The sequence below is a fragment of the Sphingomonas sp. genome (assembly GCF_035998645.1).
GTDB lineage: Bacteria > Pseudomonadota > Alphaproteobacteria > Sphingomonadales > Sphingomonadaceae > Sphingomonas.
This window is the reverse complement of record NZ_DASYHL010000004.1, coordinates 575,907-594,156: the sequence shown is the minus strand read 5'-3', so window position 1 is coordinate 594,156 and position 18,250 is coordinate 575,907. Positions and strand designations below refer to the sequence as shown.

Annotated in this window: 16 protein-coding genes; 3 read left to right on the top strand and 13 right to left on the bottom strand. The window is 63.5% G+C overall.

The genetic code is table 11. The features are described from left to right. Positions 1-87: 87 nt before the first annotated feature. The 3 genes from VGN66_RS12215 to VGN66_RS12205 all read right to left on the bottom strand — a co-directional run bounded on the left by VGN66_RS12215 (position 88) and on the right by VGN66_RS12205 (position 3,211). Entirely contained in the window at positions 88-816 is a 729-nt protein-coding gene (locus VGN66_RS12215) for an IclR family transcriptional regulator (RefSeq protein WP_327519085.1), read from the bottom strand. 30 nt (positions 817-846) lie between these two features. Beyond that, positions 847-1,611 carry an SDR family NAD(P)-dependent oxidoreductase gene (locus tag VGN66_RS12210; protein WP_327519084.1) on the bottom strand — a complete coding sequence of 255 codons (765 nt, stop codon included), beginning with the start codon at positions 1,609-1,611 and terminating at the stop codon, positions 847-849. A 121-nt stretch (positions 1,612-1,732) separates the two neighbouring features. After that, positions 1,733-3,211, bottom strand: coding sequence for an aldehyde dehydrogenase (locus VGN66_RS12205; RefSeq protein WP_327519083.1), 1,479 nt, complete (start codon positions 3,209-3,211; stop codon positions 1,733-1,735). A gap of 76 nt (positions 3,212-3,287) precedes the next feature. Between VGN66_RS12205 and VGN66_RS12200 the strand changes: the two genes are divergently transcribed. Further along, positions 3,288-4,478 carry a CoA transferase gene (locus VGN66_RS12200; RefSeq protein ID WP_327519082.1) on the top strand — a complete coding sequence of 397 codons (1,191 nt, stop codon included), beginning with the start codon at positions 3,288-3,290 and terminating at the stop codon, positions 4,476-4,478. 164 nt (positions 4,479-4,642) lie between these two features. Here the strand turns inward: VGN66_RS12200 and VGN66_RS12195 are convergent, their stop codons facing one another. From VGN66_RS12195 to VGN66_RS12170, 6 genes are all read right to left on the bottom strand, one after another. Further along, positions 4,643-7,420, bottom strand: a complete 2,778-nt coding sequence (locus VGN66_RS12195; protein WP_327519081.1) for a TcfC E-set like domain-containing protein — start codon at positions 7,418-7,420, stop codon at positions 4,643-4,645. A gap of 113 nt (positions 7,421-7,533) precedes the next feature. Continuing rightward, the gene (locus VGN66_RS12190) at positions 7,534-7,968 is read right to left on the bottom strand and encodes a hypothetical protein (protein WP_327519080.1); all 435 of its coding nucleotides are present in this window, start codon (positions 7,966-7,968) and stop codon (positions 7,534-7,536) included. Positions 7,969-8,092: 124 nt separating this feature from the next. Next, positions 8,093-8,677 carry a hypothetical protein gene (locus VGN66_RS12185; protein ID WP_327519079.1) on the bottom strand — a complete coding sequence of 195 codons (585 nt, stop codon included), beginning with the start codon at positions 8,675-8,677 and terminating at the stop codon, positions 8,093-8,095. Positions 8,678-8,910: 233 nt separating this feature from the next. Further along, positions 8,911-9,675: a hypothetical protein gene (locus VGN66_RS12180; RefSeq protein ID WP_327519078.1), complete on the bottom strand. Its 765-nt coding sequence runs from the start codon at positions 9,673-9,675 to the stop codon at positions 8,911-8,913. A 93-nt stretch (positions 9,676-9,768) separates the two neighbouring features. After that, the gene (locus VGN66_RS12175) at positions 9,769-10,212 is read right to left on the bottom strand and encodes a hypothetical protein (RefSeq protein ID WP_327519077.1); all 444 of its coding nucleotides are present in this window, start codon (positions 10,210-10,212) and stop codon (positions 9,769-9,771) included. 314 nt (positions 10,213-10,526) lie between these two features. Beyond that, entirely contained in the window at positions 10,527-11,129 is a 603-nt protein-coding gene (locus tag VGN66_RS12170; protein WP_327519076.1) for a winged helix-turn-helix domain-containing protein, read from the bottom strand. A 704-nt stretch (positions 11,130-11,833) separates the two neighbouring features. On the opposite strand from VGN66_RS12170, the gene VGN66_RS12165 reads away from it, so the two are divergent. Then, a complete protein-coding gene (locus tag VGN66_RS12165; protein ID WP_327519075.1) occupies positions 11,834-12,136 on the top strand; it encodes a hypothetical protein in 303 nt (100 codons plus the stop codon). On the opposite strand, the gene VGN66_RS12160 is transcribed toward VGN66_RS12165, so the two are convergent. From VGN66_RS12160 to VGN66_RS12145, 4 genes are all read right to left on the bottom strand, one after another. Beyond that, positions 12,133-12,993: a hypothetical protein gene (locus VGN66_RS12160; RefSeq protein WP_327519074.1), complete on the bottom strand. Its 861-nt coding sequence runs from the start codon at positions 12,991-12,993 to the stop codon at positions 12,133-12,135. The genes VGN66_RS12165 and VGN66_RS12160 overlap by 4 nt on opposite strands. Further along, on the bottom strand, positions 12,990-15,572 hold the full coding sequence (locus VGN66_RS12155) for a fimbria/pilus outer membrane usher protein (protein ID WP_327519073.1): 2,583 nt from the start codon (positions 15,570-15,572) through the stop codon (positions 12,990-12,992). Before VGN66_RS12155 ends, VGN66_RS12160 begins: the two co-directional genes overlap by 4 nt. Positions 15,573-15,639: 67 nt before the next feature. Beyond that, positions 15,640-16,332, bottom strand: a complete 693-nt coding sequence (locus VGN66_RS12150; protein ID WP_327519072.1) for a fimbria/pilus periplasmic chaperone — start codon at positions 16,330-16,332, stop codon at positions 15,640-15,642. Between the two features lie 147 nt (positions 16,333-16,479). Further along, the gene (locus VGN66_RS12145) at positions 16,480-17,052 is read right to left on the bottom strand and encodes a hypothetical protein (protein WP_327519071.1); all 573 of its coding nucleotides are present in this window, start codon (positions 17,050-17,052) and stop codon (positions 16,480-16,482) included. Between the two features lie 688 nt (positions 17,053-17,740). On the opposite strand from VGN66_RS12145, the gene VGN66_RS12140 reads away from it, so the two are divergent. Further along, positions 17,741-18,178 carry a helix-turn-helix transcriptional regulator gene (locus tag VGN66_RS12140; protein ID WP_327519070.1) on the top strand — a complete coding sequence of 146 codons (438 nt, stop codon included), beginning with the start codon at positions 17,741-17,743 and terminating at the stop codon, positions 18,176-18,178. Positions 18,179-18,250: the final 72 nt, after the last annotated feature.

Sequence of the window (18,250 nt, the reverse complement as noted above, 5' to 3'; positions counted from 1 at the left end):
TACGGGCGGCAAGGAACACCGCCGTGTGCGCGGCGGCCCCTCCACCGCCTTCGGCGGTCCCCCTCCCCGTTCCGGGGAGGAATTGATTTACTTCAGCCGCTTCAGCCGGTCCGCGACCACCGCTGCCATGTCGGCGCGCCGCTCGAGGCAGCGCGACACCGGTCCCACCACAACCACCGACAACAACCGGTCCTCGCCGGGCAGCGGCATCGCGATGCCGGCCAGATCGGGAGTGTACTCGGTATTGCTCTGGTGCCAGCCCATCGCTTCGGCCTCGGCCAGCCGGGCCTCGACCGCATCCGGGCTGGCCGGGGTCGTCGGCGCATAGGCGACGAAGTCGATCTTGCGGTACAATTTCTCCCGCTCCGCGCGCGGCATCCGCGACAGCAGCGCGCGGCCCGCCGAGGTGGCGTGGATCGGCACGCGATCGCCGACCCGCGCGAAGTAGCGCACCGGCTGACGCGATTCCGCCACATCGACAAAGGTCGCGAAGATGCCCGCCGGAGCCGAGATCGCCGCCGTCTCGCCAGTCGCTTCCATCAGGTCGCGGGCGAGCGTCTGGTACTTCTCGGGCAAGGGCTCGGCATCGGTCACCGCCTGCGCCAGCGTCAGCCAGCGCGGGCTGGGATAATAGCCGCCGCGGGTCCGTGGCTCGTAGAGATAGCCCATCCCGGCGAGCGTGCCGATCAGCTTGAACGTGCTCGAGCGCGGCCAGCCAAGATCGTCCGCCATCTCCGCCGGGGTGGCCGGTTTCAGCCGGCGTGCGAAATATTCCAGAATCTCGAGCGCGTTGGCGGCTTGGCGGACGGTGGTCATAGCCTGATGTCTCGCCCCCGCCGCGCACTGTCAACGCGCCGTGAAGCCGCCATCGACCGGCAATGCGACGCCGGTGACGAAGCTCGCCTCATCCGACGCCAGCCACAGCGCCGCGTCGGCGATCTCGCCCGCCTGCACCAGCCGGCCCATCGGCACATTCGCGATCAGCTTCGCCTCGTTCGCCGCGGCCTCGGCCGGATCGCCGCTGCGGCCGGTAAAGCCGGTCTTCATCGGCGTGTCGGCAAGGCCGGGACACACTACGTTGACGCGGATGCCATCGGCGGCGAGCGCGAGCGCGAGGCTCTTGGTCAGCCCGACCACGCCCCATTTCGCGGCGGAATAGATCGGGCTCATCATCGACCCGACCAGGCCGGAGACCGAGGCGGTGAAGATGATCGAACCACCGCCACGCTGGCGCATATACTGCGCCACCTGCCCCGCCCCCAATGCGGCAGCGGTGACGTTGAGGTCGATCGCCCGACGATAGGCGTCGAGGTCGAGGTTCTCGACCGATGCCGGGCCGGGCATGCCGGCATGCGCCCACAGGATATCCGCGCCGCCCAGCCATTGCGCGGCGGCGTGGATGCTGCCCTTTGCCTGTTCGGGGTCGAGCAGGTCGGCGGGGATGCCGGTCACCTTGTCCGCGCCGAACTCCGCGACGACGCCGTCGAGCGCGTCTGCACTGATGTCGATCGCGGCGACCTTCGCGCCCTCACGCACGAAGCGTTCGACGCCGGCGCGGCCCATGCCGGATGCGGCGGCGGTAACGATGGCAAGCTTGCCGTTCAGGCGCATGTTGGTTTCCTCGGTTCTGCGGTGCCGGCCCGCTCCCCCACCCGGCCACCCACTTCAGGGTATCTTTGATGGGGGGCCGGGTGGGGGAGCGGGCCGGCACCGTGCATCCAGCGCAGCTGGATCAAACAAACGGATCGGGGAACTTCCCCGTGGTGGAAACGATGGTGGTCTTGGTTTCGAGGAACGGATCGAGCCCCTCGATCCCGTTCTCGCGGCCCCATCCGCTTTGCTTCACCCCGCCATAGGGGGTGGACCAGCGGATGTAGCGATAGGTGTTGACCCAGACCATGCCGGCCTCGATCCGCGCCGCCACGCGATGTGCGCGCCCAGTGTCCGACGACCACAGGCCGGCGGCGAGGCCATAGGGGGTCGAGTTGGCGATGCTCACCGCCTCATCCTCGCCGTCAAAGGGGATGATCGCGGCGACGGGGCCGAAGATTTCCTCCTGCGCGATCCGCATGTCGGCGCGCACATCGGCAAAGACGGTGGGTTCGACGAAATAGCCGTTCGCCAGCCCGTCGCGATCGATGCGATTGCCGCCGGTGATCAACTGCGCACCCTCGGCCTGGCCGATACCGACATAGGACAAAGTCTTGTCGAGCTGCTGTGCATGCGCCTGCGGACCCATATGTGTTGCGGGGTCGAGCGGCATGCCGACGCGCACCCGCCCGGCGCGTTCGCGAAACGCCTCGACGACTTGGGCATAGATGGGGCGCTCGACCAGCACGCGGCTGCCGAGCGCACAGCTCTGTCCGCACAAAGCCCAGGCCGAGCCGGTCGCGGCGTTGAGTGCGTTCTCAATATCAGCATCGGCGAAGACGATATGCGGCGCCTTGCCGCCCAGCTCGAAGGTGCAGCGGGTCAGCGTATCGGCGCCCGCCTTCAGGATCGTTTTGGCGGTCGATCCTTCGCCGGTGAAGCTGATCTTGGCGACATCGGGATGCGCGACCAGCCGCGCGCCCGCGACGGTGCCATCGCCGGGAACGACATTGACGACGCCGGGCGGGAACCCCGCCGCCTCGAACAGCTTCGCCAGCGCCAGCGACGATGCGGGGGTCGATTCCGCAGGCTTGAGCACGACGGTGCAACCGGCCGCCAGCGCCGGGCCGAGCTTCCACGCCGCCGCCATCATCGGTACATTCCACGGCGTGATCGCGCCGACCACTCCGACCGGATGCCGGGTGGTGAAGGCATGGACGCTGTCGTCCATCGGGATCGTCCGCCCGCCCAATTTGTCGGCGAGCGAGGCGAACCAGTGATAATATTGCGCGTGCAGACCGATATCGCCGCGCGACTCCCGCACCGCACGGCCATTGTCGCGCGTCTCGATCTGCGCCAGCGCATCGACCTGCGTCGCATAGAGATCGGCGAACTTCCGCAGCAGTGCCGCGCGCTCCCATGGCGGCATCCGGCGCCACGGGCCGTCGAACGCCGCCTTGGCCGCAGCCACCGCGCGATCGATGTCCGCCGCACCGCCCCAGGCGACATCGCCCCAAGGCTGGCCGGTCGCCGGATCGATGCTCGGCCGCACCCCGCCATCGATCGGCGCAACCCAGTCCCCGCCGATGAACAGCCTGTCGAAGCGAAACCCGTCGAACATCCCGACTCCATAATTTCTATTTGTGGACTTATTTGTCCCTGTATAGAAATTGAAGTCAAGAGAGGGAGACGGGTAAATGCTGCCACTGCTCGAGGGTATCCGGGTGATCGAGGTCGGTGCGGTGGTGCTCGGCCCCTATGCGGGCCAGATCCTCGCAGACCTGGGCGCGGAGGTGATCAAGGTCGAGCCGCCGGAGGGGGATATCGCGCGCCACGCCCACCCGACAGGGCCGGGCGGCGGCGCGCTGTTCGTCAACAACAACCGCAACAAGAAGATGCTCGCGCTCGACCTCAAATCGGCGGACGGGCGCGCGGCGCTGGCGCGGCTGATCGAGCGTGCCGACGTGGTCTTCCACAATATGCGAGTCGATGCGGCGGAGCGGCTGGGCCTCAGCTTCGACGCCGTCGCCGCGATCAACCCGCGCATCGTCCATTGCGCAGCAATCGGCTTTGGCCAGCGCGGCCGCTATCGCAACCGCCCCGCCTTCGACGACATTATCCAGGCGGCGAGCGGCATTGCCGGACTTGGCACCGCGACCGGGGGCGACCCGCGCTTCGTGCCGACGATCCTCGCGGACAAGGTCGCGGCGCTGCACGCGGTCTATGGCATCCTCGCCGCACTCGTCGCGCGCGCCAACGGGCGCGAGGGGCCGATCGAGGTCGAGGTGCCGATGTTCGAGGCGCTGGCGGCGTTTCTGCTCAACGAGCATCTCGCGGCGGCGACCTTCGAAGCGGACGGCGCGGTCGGCTATCCGCGCATCCTCTCGCCCAATCGCCGCCCGTTCCGCACCGCCGACGGATGGATCGCGGTGCTGCCCTATACCGACCGGCAGTGGCGCGCGTTCCTGATCGAGGTCGGGCGCGAGGACGTGATCGCGCAGGACTGGTTCGCCGACCCGCGCCAGCGCCCAGCGCAGATCGACACCCTCTACGCACTGGTCGCGGAGGCACTGCCCGCGCGAACCACCGATGCATGGATCGCGGCGCTGGAGGCGCGCGACGTGCCCTGTTCACGGATCGCGGAACTGGGCGACCTGCTGACCGATCCGCATCTGACCGAAATCGGCTTTTTCGACGTGCCGGACGGGTATCCTGAGGGCGTAGTCCGAACGCTGCCGCAGCCGGTGGCCTTCGACGGAATCGCCCCCTCCCCCGACACCCCTCCCCACCCGCTCGGCGCAGACAGCCGCCAGGTGCTGCGCGACTGTGGGCTCGACGACGAGCAGATCGAGCGCCTTGTGGAAGCGGGCGTGGTCCGGGCGCGCTAGGGTCTGCTGGCTACCCAGGACAAGCCACACCAGCCGGATGGGGACTGCGCGGCGGCGATCGCAGTGTCCGGATGAAGCCGGTGGTGGTGCCTCACTGGGGACAAAGATGGGCACTCAGATCATTGGAGAATTTCGGTTCGGCGCGGCTGAAGCGCTCAGACGCTCTAACTATCGTGCTTCACGGTGGCACGAGCGGCCAATAGCTGATCCAAGCGCTCGAGATCTGCGCGCGCGATCTCAAGCAGTTCGGCAACGCGCGATGGCATGTTAAGCCCACTGGTACGCGGGGGCGCGGGCGTCGCGGGTTCATCTCCGCCACGCGCGCTGACCGGGATCGCCGGTTTTGCGGTTTTCGGAGCGGCGCCCCGGGGGGCGGCGGGAACCGGCTGCGCGGCTGCGCTGGTCTGACCGCACGCGATCCGGCCGAACCGATAAAGCAAGGATGGCTGGCTGGTGTCGACGAGCGACCCAAGCGCACGCTGGGCGCAGAGATCACCCGATTTGGTGCGGATCGTCATCGTCGCCGACAGCGGCGCGGTAATCGTGAAATAGCCGCGATCATCCGCAGTGACGACATCGGTGCCGGCTTCCACACGCGCAGACCCCAAGCCGCGGCCATTGGCATCAACCACTTGGCCGAACATGCTGACCACACGCTGCGCCTCGAACCGAACGCGCACGACATTGCCGGGATAGACGACAACCCGGCGCTGCGTCGTATCAAGATCGAACTGCGGCGCACCTTCGGGCCGCAGCGACACGACATATTCACGCAGCGGCTGGACGCCGATCGCAACGCGCGAGCCGGGCTCGATGAAATCCGCCGGACGACCATCGATCATCACCCGATACCCGCCATCGGCGACCGGCGCGCCGCCGTCTGAACTGGCGCGGGTGCTACCCGTCTCGCCTGAATCGGGATCCGCAGGCGCGCCGTCGCGCTGACGCACGCGACCGATATCGAGCATCACCATCGCATCGGCAGGGCTGCGCAGCCCGACCTTCATCGCGCCGCCGCCGATCGCGAACCCAGTCTCACCATTGAACTGGTAGGTCAACGCGCTGCCGCTCGCGCCACGCGCTTGCCACTGCGCGGCAATGTCGCCGGTGCCCAAGTCAGAGAGCGCCCGAATTCGCGCGATCGCGAGATCCGAATCCGCGTCGGTCGATGCACCGACCTCGCCAATAATGTCGGTCGAGCCCCATCGTTCGGTCCGCGCGATCGACGCGTCCGCCACCGGTGAGAAGCCGCGACGGGCACCGTCAGGGCCCGCTTCAGGGACATATTGGCCGCCCACCGCAAAGGAGCCGGTGGTTTTGCGGTCAATTCTGCGGAAGAAGGAGACCGAGACCCCGAAGCGTGTGTCGAAATCCGAACGCGCAAGCCCGGCAGAGAGCAATGCGTTGCCGATCATCGGCATGCGCACTTGCCGGGTATATTGGAGGCCGGCGGTGTACCGTGTCGGCAAGCCGGAGGCCTTGGTATAGCTGCCGGTGAGGTTCAGCGAGCCGCCCAGAACAACGCCCTGGATCGACCCAAATACCGTGTCCTGGCTGCGGAAGAACGGCTGATACCGGTCGGGTCGCGTCAGTCCCGGGATGCCGATTGCGTCATCGCCGCCGCGCATGCGTCGCGCAGACACGTTCGCGCTGATGCGTGCAAACTGAACGTTTCCGCTCAGCACGACCGAATAGCTGCCGCCGGATCCGCCGCCCACGCCGGCCTGCGCGCTAATTCGGCCGCGGTTAGCCTGCAGCGTCGCCTCGCCAAAAATTCGCGAACCAAAACTGGTCGCGGTTACCCCGCCGAGCAGAGATCGTCCGAGACGCCGCTGCACCGCTCCCGACAGGACGAGCTCGTCGGTCACACGGGGCAAAAATCCGTCGCCCTGCCCGGCAAAGCCGGATGAAAAGACGCTGTCCCGCACCCGCTGTCCAGCGCGCACGCGAAAGCCCAGCTTGCCCGGCGGCAGCGCGCTGTTGATCCGCGAGAAGGGCCGCACCTGGTCCAGCAGAACCTGTCCGCCATCGCGCACGACCACGCGGATTTCGTAGGTCCCGTCGGGCAGCGGCCGGGTGTCGATAAGTTGGAGGCCGGCATCATAGAGACCACTGGCGACGAGGACGCCGAACCGGTAGATTTCGACCTGCGCGCGCTTTGGCAACAGCACCTCGATCGGCGTCGCCAGATCGTTCGCGGGATCGATCAGCGTGCCATAGAAGGAGCCGAATTCGGCGCCGAGCATCCGATAGCTGTTGAGCGTGAGCGTCTGATAGTCCTGCAGCAGCCCCGCTGCGGCCCTGCGCTCGCCCCACAGATGTTGGACATAGGCTTCTTCGCTTCGCATCCCGTTGAAGCTGCTCAGCGTCGCCTGCGAAACCAGCGCAGTCCGCCCGATGCTTGCAAAGGTCGACAGGGTTCCGCCGTAACTTAGCGCGTTGCCTTCAACCGACGCAGCGGAGAAGCGCACATTCTGGATCAGCGAAGGCCCTGACATGGGCGCGCCGAGTTCGCGCACCTCAACGACCCGACTCCGCAGCAGCTCACGCGGGAGGAACAGCGTCACCCCGAAATTGTCGGCGTTGACGATGACGCCCGAACTGCCCTGTGGAAGAATGCCGCATCCGGTGATCGGAAGCTGACCTGGCCGACAGCGATATTGTTCGTTGGCGAGCAGCTGCTGCGACAGGAACTCGACCACGCCTGCGCGCTCGACGGCATCGCCGAGCGCAGCGGCGACCGCCGCCGGATCCTCGAACACGAAGGTGCCGTTCTCGAGCCGCCCCGCGAAAGAACCGATGCGACGCTCTTGAAAGGTCAGATCGAATAACGTGCTGATCGTGCTGTTCAGATCGGCGAAGCCCGGCGGAACGCCGGTGCGCACGACAGGAGCCGGTTCGGCGGTCGATGGCTGTTGCGCCGGAGCCGGTTCGGAGGGCATCGGGCTGGTTTGCGCCGACGCTTCATATGCAAGTGCGATCGCCAACGCCCACCCGCTTATCAGGCATCGTCCGTAGTGTCGCTTGCCCCCCGGCGTCTGCCCCCGCATCGAAGTCAAAGCGGTTCGACGCTCAGCATGAGCCGATCGGCGTAAGATCCCGCGACGGGGGCCGCCAGATTCTGCTCAGGACTATCGGCAAACAGGACCGCGTTAGCGCCACGCGAGCAATCCGCGCTGCCGGGCGAGCGCCCCTCGAACACGACTTCAACGCCGTCCATCTGCCTAATCTGTTCGGCGCCGGTAGCGTCGCGAAACTTGAGGCGATAGCCGAGCGCAGAGCCCAAATCGGCGCCGCGCATGACGCCACCCGACAGACTCGTCACCCGCAGTCGGTAGCGGCCAGTGCTGCTCGCGACGCACAAATTGGTAACAGTGCCATTGATCAGGTCGAAGCTGCGACGCGCAATGCGCCCGTCGCTGGAGTACACGCGAATCTGCGCCGCCGGCGCCGAGAAGGCGTCCGATCCAGCGGGCGCGACCTGAGCCATGGCGGTCGGCGCGGCCGCCAGCGCCATTCCTGACAAGATCAGGATGCCCCTGCTCGACAATCCCGCTACCCCCCAAAAAAAACAAGAAGTGGCGGCGGGGGCAACAAGCCCCCGCCGCGCCAAATCAAAGCGCCTCGACGACGAAGGTCAGGGTGCCGGTATAGGTGCCCGCCACTGCGGCGAGGATCCGCGAATTGGAAAAGCGGACGTTCATCGATGCGTTCTCGGTACCATTGCAGTTCAGCGTGGTCGTGCGCGCCTGGCCGCCCGAGGTGGTCTTGAACGACTTGGCGACGCCCGGGGTTGCAGTACCACCTGCATAGGCGTTGGCGGCGACATCCGAGGTCCACAGCGCGAACGAAAGGGTCTGACCCTCCGGGCCGCTCAGGGCATACTTCGCTTCACCGGTGTTCAGCTCGGCGCCAGCCTGGCCATTGACCGACAGCTTGTAGAGACCGGCCATCGTGTCGTTCGAATAAACGCAGAAGGTCTGGCCGCGATTGTAAGCGCCGCTGGTGTTCGCGAGATCGGTCGCGCTGGCAGTCAGCGTGATGTCCTGCAGGCCCGAAATCCGGACGAGCTTCGGGATGGTGGTCGAGATGTCGACTTCGGCCGAGCTGCTGGTCGAGCTCAGGCTGCCATCCTGCGCCAGTGCGGGCGAGGCGACAACGGCGACAGCGAGCGCGGAGGCGCAAAGAAACTTCTTCATATATATCCCCAGTTCTTAACTGGACGACGCTGAAATTAGCGGTCCCGAGTCGGTGAAGTAAATTTTATGTTAAGACCTGTCAACGCTTGTTAAGAACCCGGGGTGCAAAATTGTCTTTCAGTTTCAATGGTTAATGTTCGAAAATGGGATTCGCGGGCGCAGGAAAAGGCGCGGACACCTTAAGCGCCGCGCCTTTATTCAGTCTGATGTTGCCCAGAGAAAGCTAAGGGAAGTTAAAAAGCGACTTCACGTGGCTCGGAAGAGGCGTAGCGCCGCTCCTTAAATTTCAGCTTCGCGTTCGGGTCCTTGAGCGTGACCTTCCATTCGTTCGCCGGGTAAAGGCGCCGCGCCCCGATTTCTTCGCAGCTCTCTTCGCCGCCCTGCGCAGCCGCTGGCGAACACGCAACGCCATCGAACAACAGCGTGTTGCTGTTGCCTGCATTGCGAATGGTCACCTCATTCCCGAGGCGGGTCGCGGTGATCCCCGATTCGGGCTTGGGCGGGCGCACCGTGACCAAGACGTCATAGGCGGTGAGCAGCTTAACAGTCATCCCGCGCGCGTCGGCGCCGGGATCGCCAGCCTGAATCTCGCCGACCTGTGGCGTGACCCGAATGCGATAGACGCGATCGACAGTGACTGAGTCGTTTAATGAGACGACGCGAATTGCGCGCATCCCGCCGGGGTCGACGACCAATCGGTTCGGCGAAACGAGCAGGCCCAGCTGCTCGGGATCGCTGTTCTCCACGCGCTGCTCGTCCGCTGTCCCGGGAGACAAGACCTCAACCGGGCTGACTGTGATGTAATATCGGTCGGCGCTCTCGTTGCGGATAATCAGATCCGAGCGATTCGCGGCGCCTGGTTCAAAATCGACCCACAGCCGGTCGATCGCCAACTGCGCTGATGCGGGAGAGGGTGCAAATCCCCCAGCCGCCATCAAACAAAAGACTATGAGTCCTCGTGCCAATTCCAGAATCCCCACCGACAAACCGCCGACCATCAATCCTGATCGCGGCGTGTCTTAATCGAGATGGGCCGCCAAAGAGTCAACGGACAGCATTATCAACGACGTGCCAGATCGGGAGATCAGAGATCAGACCCCGGAAATTACAAAGGTAGCCGTGTCCTGGATCGCTTCATTGGCAGACGCTACGGTCCCGGAATGTCTTAGCGTAAACCCATGGCGGACCAGGCCATTAGTCACGGTCGGTCGCTGGAGAGCGACGTTCATACCTATATCGGCGACCGAAACGCTGAAGGGCGTGCTCACCGCGGTGAAGATCGCAGCCTGTACATCGCCATCGTCGCTGCTGACCGTATCAGGCAATTTGACCATAAGCGTGGACTGGTTGTCGATCATCGTCCACAGGCCGACGGCCCCCTCCGCCTGCGCGGCGAGCCCCGCCGCGAACGGGGGAATCTCAACCGTGATCGTGACCGTGCCGGAAGTTTGCGCGTCGCCACTTGCGGCATGAGCCGACTGAGCGGTCAGTCCGGTGAGGAGCGCGACAAGGACGGCAGCTGATGTACGCTTCATCTGGAAAGCTCCACGGTTAGCGCTTAGCATGTACCGCACAACTCATAAAAATGATTAGCCTGTCATAGTTAATAACTAAGTAACGACTTCACTTCTGAGCGGTGGCCATCATTCGCGATTCGAAAATATTGGCCCAAATCTTCCTCGTTTCATTTCTCCGCCAAAATCCCGACATTTGCAGGCGCCGAAACATATTCTGGGCGCAAAGATCTGCTGGTCAGTTGCTCACGCGGATAACGGCGTGCGCTCGGAGGGGCGTCGCCGGTGCGAAGATCGCGGTGGCCAATCCGTTCTGGTGTGCGCGTGGCAATGGATTATGCGAGATCGCCGCGCGTTGCGTCCTCGAAGGACATCCCATCGGCAAGCTTGAGATCCAGTCTCCAGCCTCTTCCGGTCATGGCTCGCACCGTCACATCAGTGGCCCCGGCCAGACTCAGTTTTTGCCGGATATTGTACATATGAACGTCGATCACCCGTTCGGAACGCGAACCGGCGGCTCCATAAAGTCGCTCGAGCATTGCCGCGCGCGAAACCGGGGACGGCATTTGCTCCCATAGCAACTCCACGACCTGGAACTCGCGCGGGGTGAATGAAATGCGGCGGCGGCCGATACGGACCTCACGCTTGAGCGGGTCCAGAAAAAAGGGAAATTGCAATTGTGGTTGCGCTTGCCCGTGCATCGACGGCACCGCGCTCTGCGTCACGGCAGACAGCGCCCGCATCAGCTCCATTTGATGCGCGCGCAGCAACGTGCGCACATCGTCGTCCTCATCCTCAACCGTCAACCTACCCAGCAGCGCGCCGAGTTCGCCCAGGTCAGATGCCAGATCGGAAAGCTCGTCTCGCAGCCGCGCCACCCGCGCCTCACAGCTGACGAACTTTGCTTCCAACTGCCGAATATCACGGAGCACCAGCACATTGCCTCAATATGGTTGCGGGATACGACCAATCGTAAAACCCGGGAACTTTCATAAGAAGGCAATATTTATTAAAAATATTAAGACGATCAGGACTTACGATACATTAAGGTTAAATAAATATTATCACTCGCGGCAGCCCGATTAGGTAGCTCGATCAAGTTCAGGAAAACTTACGCGAGCTTCGACGCATGTTTCGGATATATCGATGGCATCTAGCGCGGAAATGACCAAGTTTTGCCGGGCGCTCTACTCATGCTGCTGCAGTTGAGCGGACTGCGGACGATGCGCTATTTGCTTGCTCAGCCACCCGTGCGCCTCCGGTCGCTGCCGCGCACGACGCGGGAACCCAGCCCACCGGAGCCGCATCAATCAGCGTGGCGGGCCAACTGGCTGATCCCGGGCTTCGCGCGTTGCCAGACGCTGCTGTAGTTTTCCCGGCGACGTTCACCGGACTCAATCCTGGACCGACGCTCACCGGCCCGCGATGGGGCTGACGTTCCTTCTACAGCGGCAGTTGCTTTCATTGTCAAGAAGAGCGGCTTGCGGCGCGCATAATCTATCCGTGTTTTTAACTATGCGTTTTGGCCGGGGTGTTAACGACTCCCCGATAAAACCGCCCCGTTCAGGAGGCGGCGATGCGATCTTTAGCAACTTTGATTGGCATGGTGGGTCTGTTGGCTCCAACGGCGGCATCTGCGGAAGTGTCGCTAATCCTCCGCGCGCGGATCGAGCCGCAGTGCAAGGTCATTTCGGTCAGTTCGGTCGCTGGCTCGGCAGACGTGGCAATCCGGACCGCCTGCAATGTCGAGCGCTACACGCTCACGCTCGCTGATGCGAATCGTGGCCAGGTAGCTGCGGTGTCCGCCCAGAACGCCGCTGTCGTCGCGTCGGATAGCGGCGCACTTAATGTGAGCGTCGAAAATCCCGGTTTTCAGATGGTTACGATCACGCTCGACGCGCCGGTCGATGCAGAGCCTCCGGTCATCACGCTGAACGCCCGCTAATAGGCGGCAAAGCTGAAGGTAATCACGTCTTCGTAGCGCCCGGCGGCCAACGGACCCGCAGGCGGCACCTCGACCATGATCGTGCGCGACTGCAGATTGGTCTGGACGAACCCGAAATCGACGCTCGCACTGCCGTTCGAGAGACTAAGCGTCACGCCGTCAAGCGTTGCCTTGTACGGAATTCGCCCGACACTGACGCCCCGCTGATGCACCAGCGCGCCGCCGTTCAGCGAACTGGCCGAAACGCGCAAATTAGTGTTGGTCTTGTAAAAGAACACGGTCGACCCGGAGGTGCCCGTTTGCGGATCGCCGTTGAGCAGGATTTCTTCGACGCCATCGAGCGACGAGAGCTGCAGCAAAAACGCGGGTTCAACCGCAACGCTCATCGCTTCGCTCACTTCGGTCGCGCCTGCGGTCGCGCGCAACAGCGCGGTATAAACCCCTGCGCGAAGAAACTGACCCGCTTGAAAGCGGCCGATCTGGACATTGACCGGCTGGCCGCGCACCAGCCGGGCACGCGCATCCGGCGACAGCGTCAGCGCGGAAAAGGCAATGCTGGCATCCGTGCTTTGCATCAGGTCTGCGACAAGGTCTGAGCCGCCTCCACCCTTGAACTGGAGCGGACGCGGATCGCCCGGTGCACCCTCAATCCGCACCGGCAGGGTTTCGCACGACGTCGGCAGGGGTGCGCCGTTCGCTACCAGTTGAACCACGAGGGGCGCATCTACCGTATCGACCGGGCTGTAGCTTGTCCCCGAAACCTGATTGATCGCAATGGTATAGCCTGGACACGCAGCGGCGTCCCCGGCTGCAAATGCCAGTGCCGCGACCGCGAAAGCGAGATACCGGTTTCTCATGGACTTCGCTCCAGGTTGATGACCCCCATGTCGATAAATGGTGCATCGGAGTTAAGGACGGTGAAACGCCCCCGGAATGCACGACCGGCAAGGCGGATTTCATATACGCCCGGCGCAAGCTCCGCAAAGCGCGCCCGGCCGGTCGCGTTGGTGAAAAAGGACTGACTCGTGCCGGTGGCGACGTTGACCAGTTCGCCATAATTGAGATCGACGGGCTCGCCCTCGACATACAAGGTGGCCAGACGCCAGCGAAACGCATCGCTACCGATGTTGATCACAACGCCGCTGCGCGCGCCTGGCAACACGACAAAGCGCGTGTCGCCCACGTCATAGCCAGTCGGCACATTGTTGGCGACGACCGTCAGTTCGGTGGGCAAATAAGGCGAATTCACCGGAGCGATCGCCGGCCCCAACGTGCCGCTGGTAGCGAGGGGCAGGTTCTGGGATCGGCCCTGATAGAGCACCAAATCCGCCGCTTCCAGGCTCGGGTGACGCCGAACCATGTAGAATCCCCGACCCGGGTCGCGCCCCAGGGCGACCGTGCCGTCCGCGAAGGCAAGCCCGGTTTGCACCCGGAAGGCCGCGGTGCGCCCACGCGACCCCCCTTCGCTTTCCAGATTGCCAATCAACCGCGCATCCGCCTCGAAGCGGGAATGGGTATAGGCCGCCTGGCCGAATGCCTGCCGATTGCCAGGGCGCCCTTCCACCCCGACGCGGTAACTATAGTCGGGCGCTTGCGCGCGCCGGGTGCGCGAAAATTCTACCCGGCCATTGTTGGTCAGCGTGTCGTAGCTGGCGCTGGCAATGGTCCTGTCGCCAAAAATCATCGACAGCGTGAAGAACGCCCCGGCATCGGTCCGGCCCAGTGCGTCTTGGCCCAGACGCCCGGTTACCGACGCCTGAAGCCGCCCGATGCGATGGTTGATCCCGGCCGTCACGAACTTGTCGGCGCGACCGACGGAATGTCGGTCGGCATAGGTGCCACCGACGAGCGCCGACGTGTCTTCGGTCAGATTGAAACGATAATCGACCGCGGCGCGCCAGCGATCATCCGCTGCGCTGGTCGGATCGGCGAGCGTTGAGAACACCTCGCTGGAATAATCGAGCCGCGCCGTCAGAACATCGTTCGTCCCGCTGGGCAGGAAATTGCCGCCGCGATAGCCAATGCTGGCCGCAAAGCCGGTTCGGTCACCGACTGCGCGGCTTGCCGCGCCTTCGATCAGGATCACACCGCCCAGCCCAGCGAAGGCGACCGAAGCGCCACCATTCTGAAGCTCCTTGGTAATCGCCGCGTGCGCCCCAAGGGTCAGCCGCTCGCTGACGCCCCGCATATAGCCGGCGGCCATCACCCAGTCGTTGCTGTAAGCGTATCCATCGCGGTTCGGGTCGCGCAGGAACCCCGCCGACACAGAAAACTCGTCCAGCCCGGCACCCAGCAGCGTCACGTCATTCGCCAGCGCGAAGGAATCGAGCTCTCGGCGACCGAGCGCGTCCTCGACGACGATCTCGATATTGTTGGTGATGTTCGCGACGGGAATGTCCGCCAGGTCGATCGGGCCCGGCCCCGCAGCAAAGCGGTTGATCAAGGTACCGTTGGAATAGACCTCGACCGTCGCGGCCTTCTCCAGCAGAAAGCTGCGTCGACCGGTCGGGCGGATGATCCGCGCGGGTTGCAGCAGCTGATAGTTCCGCTGCAGCGAAATCCCGACAAAGGGCGAAGAACCGGCAAGGGCGGGCAGTGCCGGAAACAGATCGCCGGCCGAATAGCGCAAGGCTTGTTCGGGGCGATCGACAAATGCCAGGATCGCGTCGCGCTGGAACCGCGTTCGACCTTCCTGGATGTCGAACGTGCCTCCGTAGTCGATGTTGACGCCCCGCATCCCGCCGACATTGGCAAAGCCGAAGAAACCCAGTCGCCCGGTGGGCCCAAGTCCGTCATCTGAATTGTCGACCACCGACATCGTCGCGGTGAGGCCACCGGCGACATTGCCCGGATAGATCTGCTTGGATTCCGGATACTGATCCATGTCGATCAGCGAAAAACGCTCGATCGCCCGCAGTGCGGGCTGAACGTCAACTGCAACGCTCAAATTCTGGGGGTTGAGGCGAACGAGATAGCCCAGCTCGCCCAAGGTCGCGACCGGAAACTGGCCGGAGCCGAGCGCGACCAGCTGCTCCCGCGCCGCGTCGCTAAGAATCGGGCGCAGGGATTCGGCCAGCGCGGCCGGCGATATCGTCAGCACCTCCGACACGGTCGCGGTTACCAATACCGTTTGAAACCGGCGCCCTTCGACCACGATCGGCAGCCGGGCCGACAGGACCGCATTCTCCTGCGGCGTTGCTCCCCGCGCCGGATCCTTGGGATCGCCCGTCACGCCAGCCGCCACCACTGCGGCAATCGGTGCATCCACCGGTCCGGCGCCCTGGGGCGTGATAGCGGGCGACGTCTCGGCGCGCGCGAGCGGCGCACGCGGGTCGGCGGCGCCTCCCACTTGCGCGCTCGCCGCAGCGCCAAATCCTCTGGCATTGTCCGTATCTGCCCGGGCGGGCGCTGCCGCGAGCGGGGCGAGCGTCGACATGGTGCACAGCAGGGCAGAGCCGTACAGCCAACTCCCTTTGCGATTGCTCCCCCCCCGCATTGCTCGGCTACTCAGCTTTAACAAACCGGATGGCGCTCGGCGTGCCTGCGGGCAAGCCATCGGCTCGCATGTCGAACTGGCGCACCGAATTGGGGGGTACGACCGGGTTGTTCGTGCGCGATCCGAACTCGGGACCTGCGATCTGCACCATTTGGTCGCCCAATCGCAAAGCGACGGTGCCCCGGGAAAGCACGGCAAAATCATTGCCGCGATTCTTCACGGAAAAGCGGATCGAGTCGCCGTCGCGTGAAACATCGGATATTTCGAGATCGACAAATGCGGCGCGCGGCTTGACGTACACCGCCACGCCGAAATTATAGACCGTCAGGATTCCTGAGAATCCAGGCGGCGTGACCGGAACCTCCCTGACGTCAAGCAGATAGGAGCGGCTCTCGGTCAGCGATTGCTCGCCGACATACTCGAACCGGACTGCCTGGCTTGCGCCAGGCTTGACCAGCCCCTGCGGTGGAAAGACGATAAAGTCTTCGGCGGCCGGGGTGAGGGTTTCGGTACCGTCGGGCGCAGTCGTGCGCCGCTGGACCACCACTTCGAAGGGCAGGTCGGTCTCGCGAGTGTTGCGGACAGTGACGAGCGCCGAGCGGACGCCTGCCGCGGGGACAAGCTCCGCGCGCATCGGAGTGACCTCGTGCGCCATTGCGGAGCGGATCAGGCCGACGCCGACCAAAAGCGCCAGGGTCACGCACCCGACGAGAGCTCTGAAGGGTAGCCGTTTCAACCGCATAAACCGGAAAACCCATGACTGTGGAAACGATGGCGAGGGCGCCACTGGTTGGTGGATCGCCCTCGCCAGGTTCAATCCAGCCGTCAGGCCGGACTGGAATGTAGATTAGCGCGCGGCGATCGCGATCGTGACGACGTCGCTATAGTCACCCGCGAACACGGTGGTCACCTGCGTGCCCGAACCCGACGGATCGAGCTGGCTGACGCCGTTCGCGCGGAAGGTCAGGCCGCCGGTCTGGCCGCTCAGCATCGCGCCGAAGTTCGCCGCAACCGGAGCGGTCAGCTGGGTTTCCGCAAAGCCGAGGCCTGAACCGCCGCCGTGCTGCACGGTATAGCGGATGCGGCGGTTGTTGGCAGTGGTCGCCGCGCCGTTCAGCGTCAGGAAGCCGCCATTGGCGGAGGTGATCGTGCGGGTAAAGCCGTCCGGATCGTTGCAGATATAGGTGACGCTGCCGCCAGCGCGGGTAACCTGCGCTGCGGTGTCCGTGCTCGACAGCGTGTCGAAATCGATGTTGAGGACGGTGCCGTCGCCGCCATTCAGGCGGGCATCGCAACGCGCCGCGACGTCAGCGGCGAGGTTGACGGTCAGGTTGTCGCCAAAGGTCGGGACTGCCTGAGCAAAGGCGGGCGTGGCGCTGAGGCCGGCGAGAACCGCTGCAACCGAAAGAATCTTCTTCATGAACCATATCCCCGTAAATTGCGCCTGGCGCAACGCGCTGGCGGCATGGAACGACACGGCCTAGTCGGCCGAGCGAAAACAGAAGGGAACGTGGAAACCCCACGCTGCACAGCGTGAGGTTAACAAAATGACCCCTCCTGTTAAGGTCCCTAGAGGTCACGCGGCGGGCGCTGCTTCACCCATTTTGGTGGGGATTTCTAAATATCGTGCTGAAGCGGGCTTATCGGCAGATTCGCGTGAAACCTTAACCATCAATCGCGTGCGCGCGTCTCATTCGGGTACGAATTTACTGCAATTTCGCGAACTTGTCCGAGTCGCACACCGCGAATCACCAAAATCTCCGGTAGAGAAATCTTAATTTCCTATTAAGGTGGGTTGGTCGCGTTCGTACGACTAACCATAGTGTACGCTGCGCCGCGAGCGATCAGGATCCGAGAGCGCAGCATGACCTTTCCCCAAAAAGCCAGTCAAACGCCAAAACAATCGCAGACCCCTGCTGATTTCGGATCTTAATATGATTACCCATTTTGATCACTTGGCGCGTTCGCCTCAGACTTCCAGCGTATTTCTTCCGATACTGTTTTCGAATCTTCTTTCAATGGGATCGAGTGCTCGAATCATATTTGACCACAAGTGCAATATAATCTGGGCGAACGAGGCTTTCGAAAAAATTCGTTCGGAGGATCGGATGTTCCAGAACCGCCCCGGCTTACTGTGCTTCGCCATCAAAAAGCACCAGTCGAAGGTGGATCTCTTCATTTCCGATGAAACTGCGGAAGATGTCTTCTTTTGGGCCGAATTGAATGAACCTGCGGTCAGGTTTGCCGTTCAACTCAGGCGAATAAAGTCGCCGATGATCGAAGATCATTTCGCCATGAGAATTTTAGATTGCGATACATTTCTTTCGCAAAACTTCAAACACGTCCAAAGTCATTTTGGGATGACCAAGCAGGAATATCATATTTGTAAGCTCCTGCTTTGTGGGCGCACTGTTCAGGACATCGTTGTACTGCACGGCAAGTCCCCGGATACAGTCCGCTTCCATATCAAGAACATCTATCGACGGATGGGGGTTTCATCGCGGGAAGAGATGTTCGCTGGCTTGATGCACTTTCTGTTCGATTAAGCGCGCGGTTGTGAAGCACGCCCCGAGGAACGTCGGAGCGGCACACGACGCAGCGGACCGCTGCCTGCCGGT

Excerpts from the sequence above, each read along its gene's own strand:
- VGN66_RS12215 (WP_327519085.1), bottom strand. The coding sequence starts at position 816 with ATGACCACCGTCCGCCAAGCCGCCAACGCGCTCGAGATTCTGGAATAT.
- VGN66_RS12210 (WP_327519084.1), bottom strand. The coding sequence starts at position 1,611 with ATGCGCCTGAACGGCAAGCTTGCCATCGTTACCGCCGCCGCATCCGGC.
- VGN66_RS12205 (WP_327519083.1), bottom strand. The coding sequence starts at position 3,211 with ATGTTCGACGGGTTTCGCTTCGACAGGCTGTTCATCGGCGGGGACTGG.
- VGN66_RS12200 (WP_327519082.1), top strand. The coding sequence starts at position 3,288 with ATGCTGCCACTGCTCGAGGGTATCCGGGTGATCGAGGTCGGTGCGGTG.
- VGN66_RS12195 (WP_327519081.1), bottom strand. The coding sequence starts at position 7,420 with ATGCCCTCCGAACCGGCTCCGGCGCAACAGCCATCGACCGCCGAACCG.
- VGN66_RS12190 (WP_327519080.1), bottom strand. The coding sequence starts at position 7,968 with ATGGCTCAGGTCGCGCCCGCTGGATCGGACGCCTTCTCGGCGCCGGCG.
- VGN66_RS12185 (WP_327519079.1), bottom strand. The coding sequence starts at position 8,677 with ATGAAGAAGTTTCTTTGCGCCTCCGCGCTCGCTGTCGCCGTTGTCGCC.
- VGN66_RS12180 (WP_327519078.1), bottom strand. The coding sequence starts at position 9,675 with ATGGTCGGCGGTTTGTCGGTGGGGATTCTGGAATTGGCACGAGGACTC.
- VGN66_RS12175 (WP_327519077.1), bottom strand. The coding sequence starts at position 10,212 with ATGAAGCGTACATCAGCTGCCGTCCTTGTCGCGCTCCTCACCGGACTG.
- VGN66_RS12160 (WP_327519074.1), bottom strand. The coding sequence starts at position 12,993 with ATGAGAAACCGGTATCTCGCTTTCGCGGTCGCGGCACTGGCATTTGCA.
- VGN66_RS12155 (WP_327519073.1), bottom strand. The coding sequence starts at position 15,572 with ATGTCGACGCTCGCCCCGCTCGCGGCAGCGCCCGCCCGGGCAGATACG.
- VGN66_RS12145 (WP_327519071.1), bottom strand. The coding sequence starts at position 17,052 with ATGAAGAAGATTCTTTCGGTTGCAGCGGTTCTCGCCGGCCTCAGCGCC.
- VGN66_RS12140 (WP_327519070.1), top strand. The coding sequence starts at position 17,741 with ATGTTCCAGAACCGCCCCGGCTTACTGTGCTTCGCCATCAAAAAGCAC.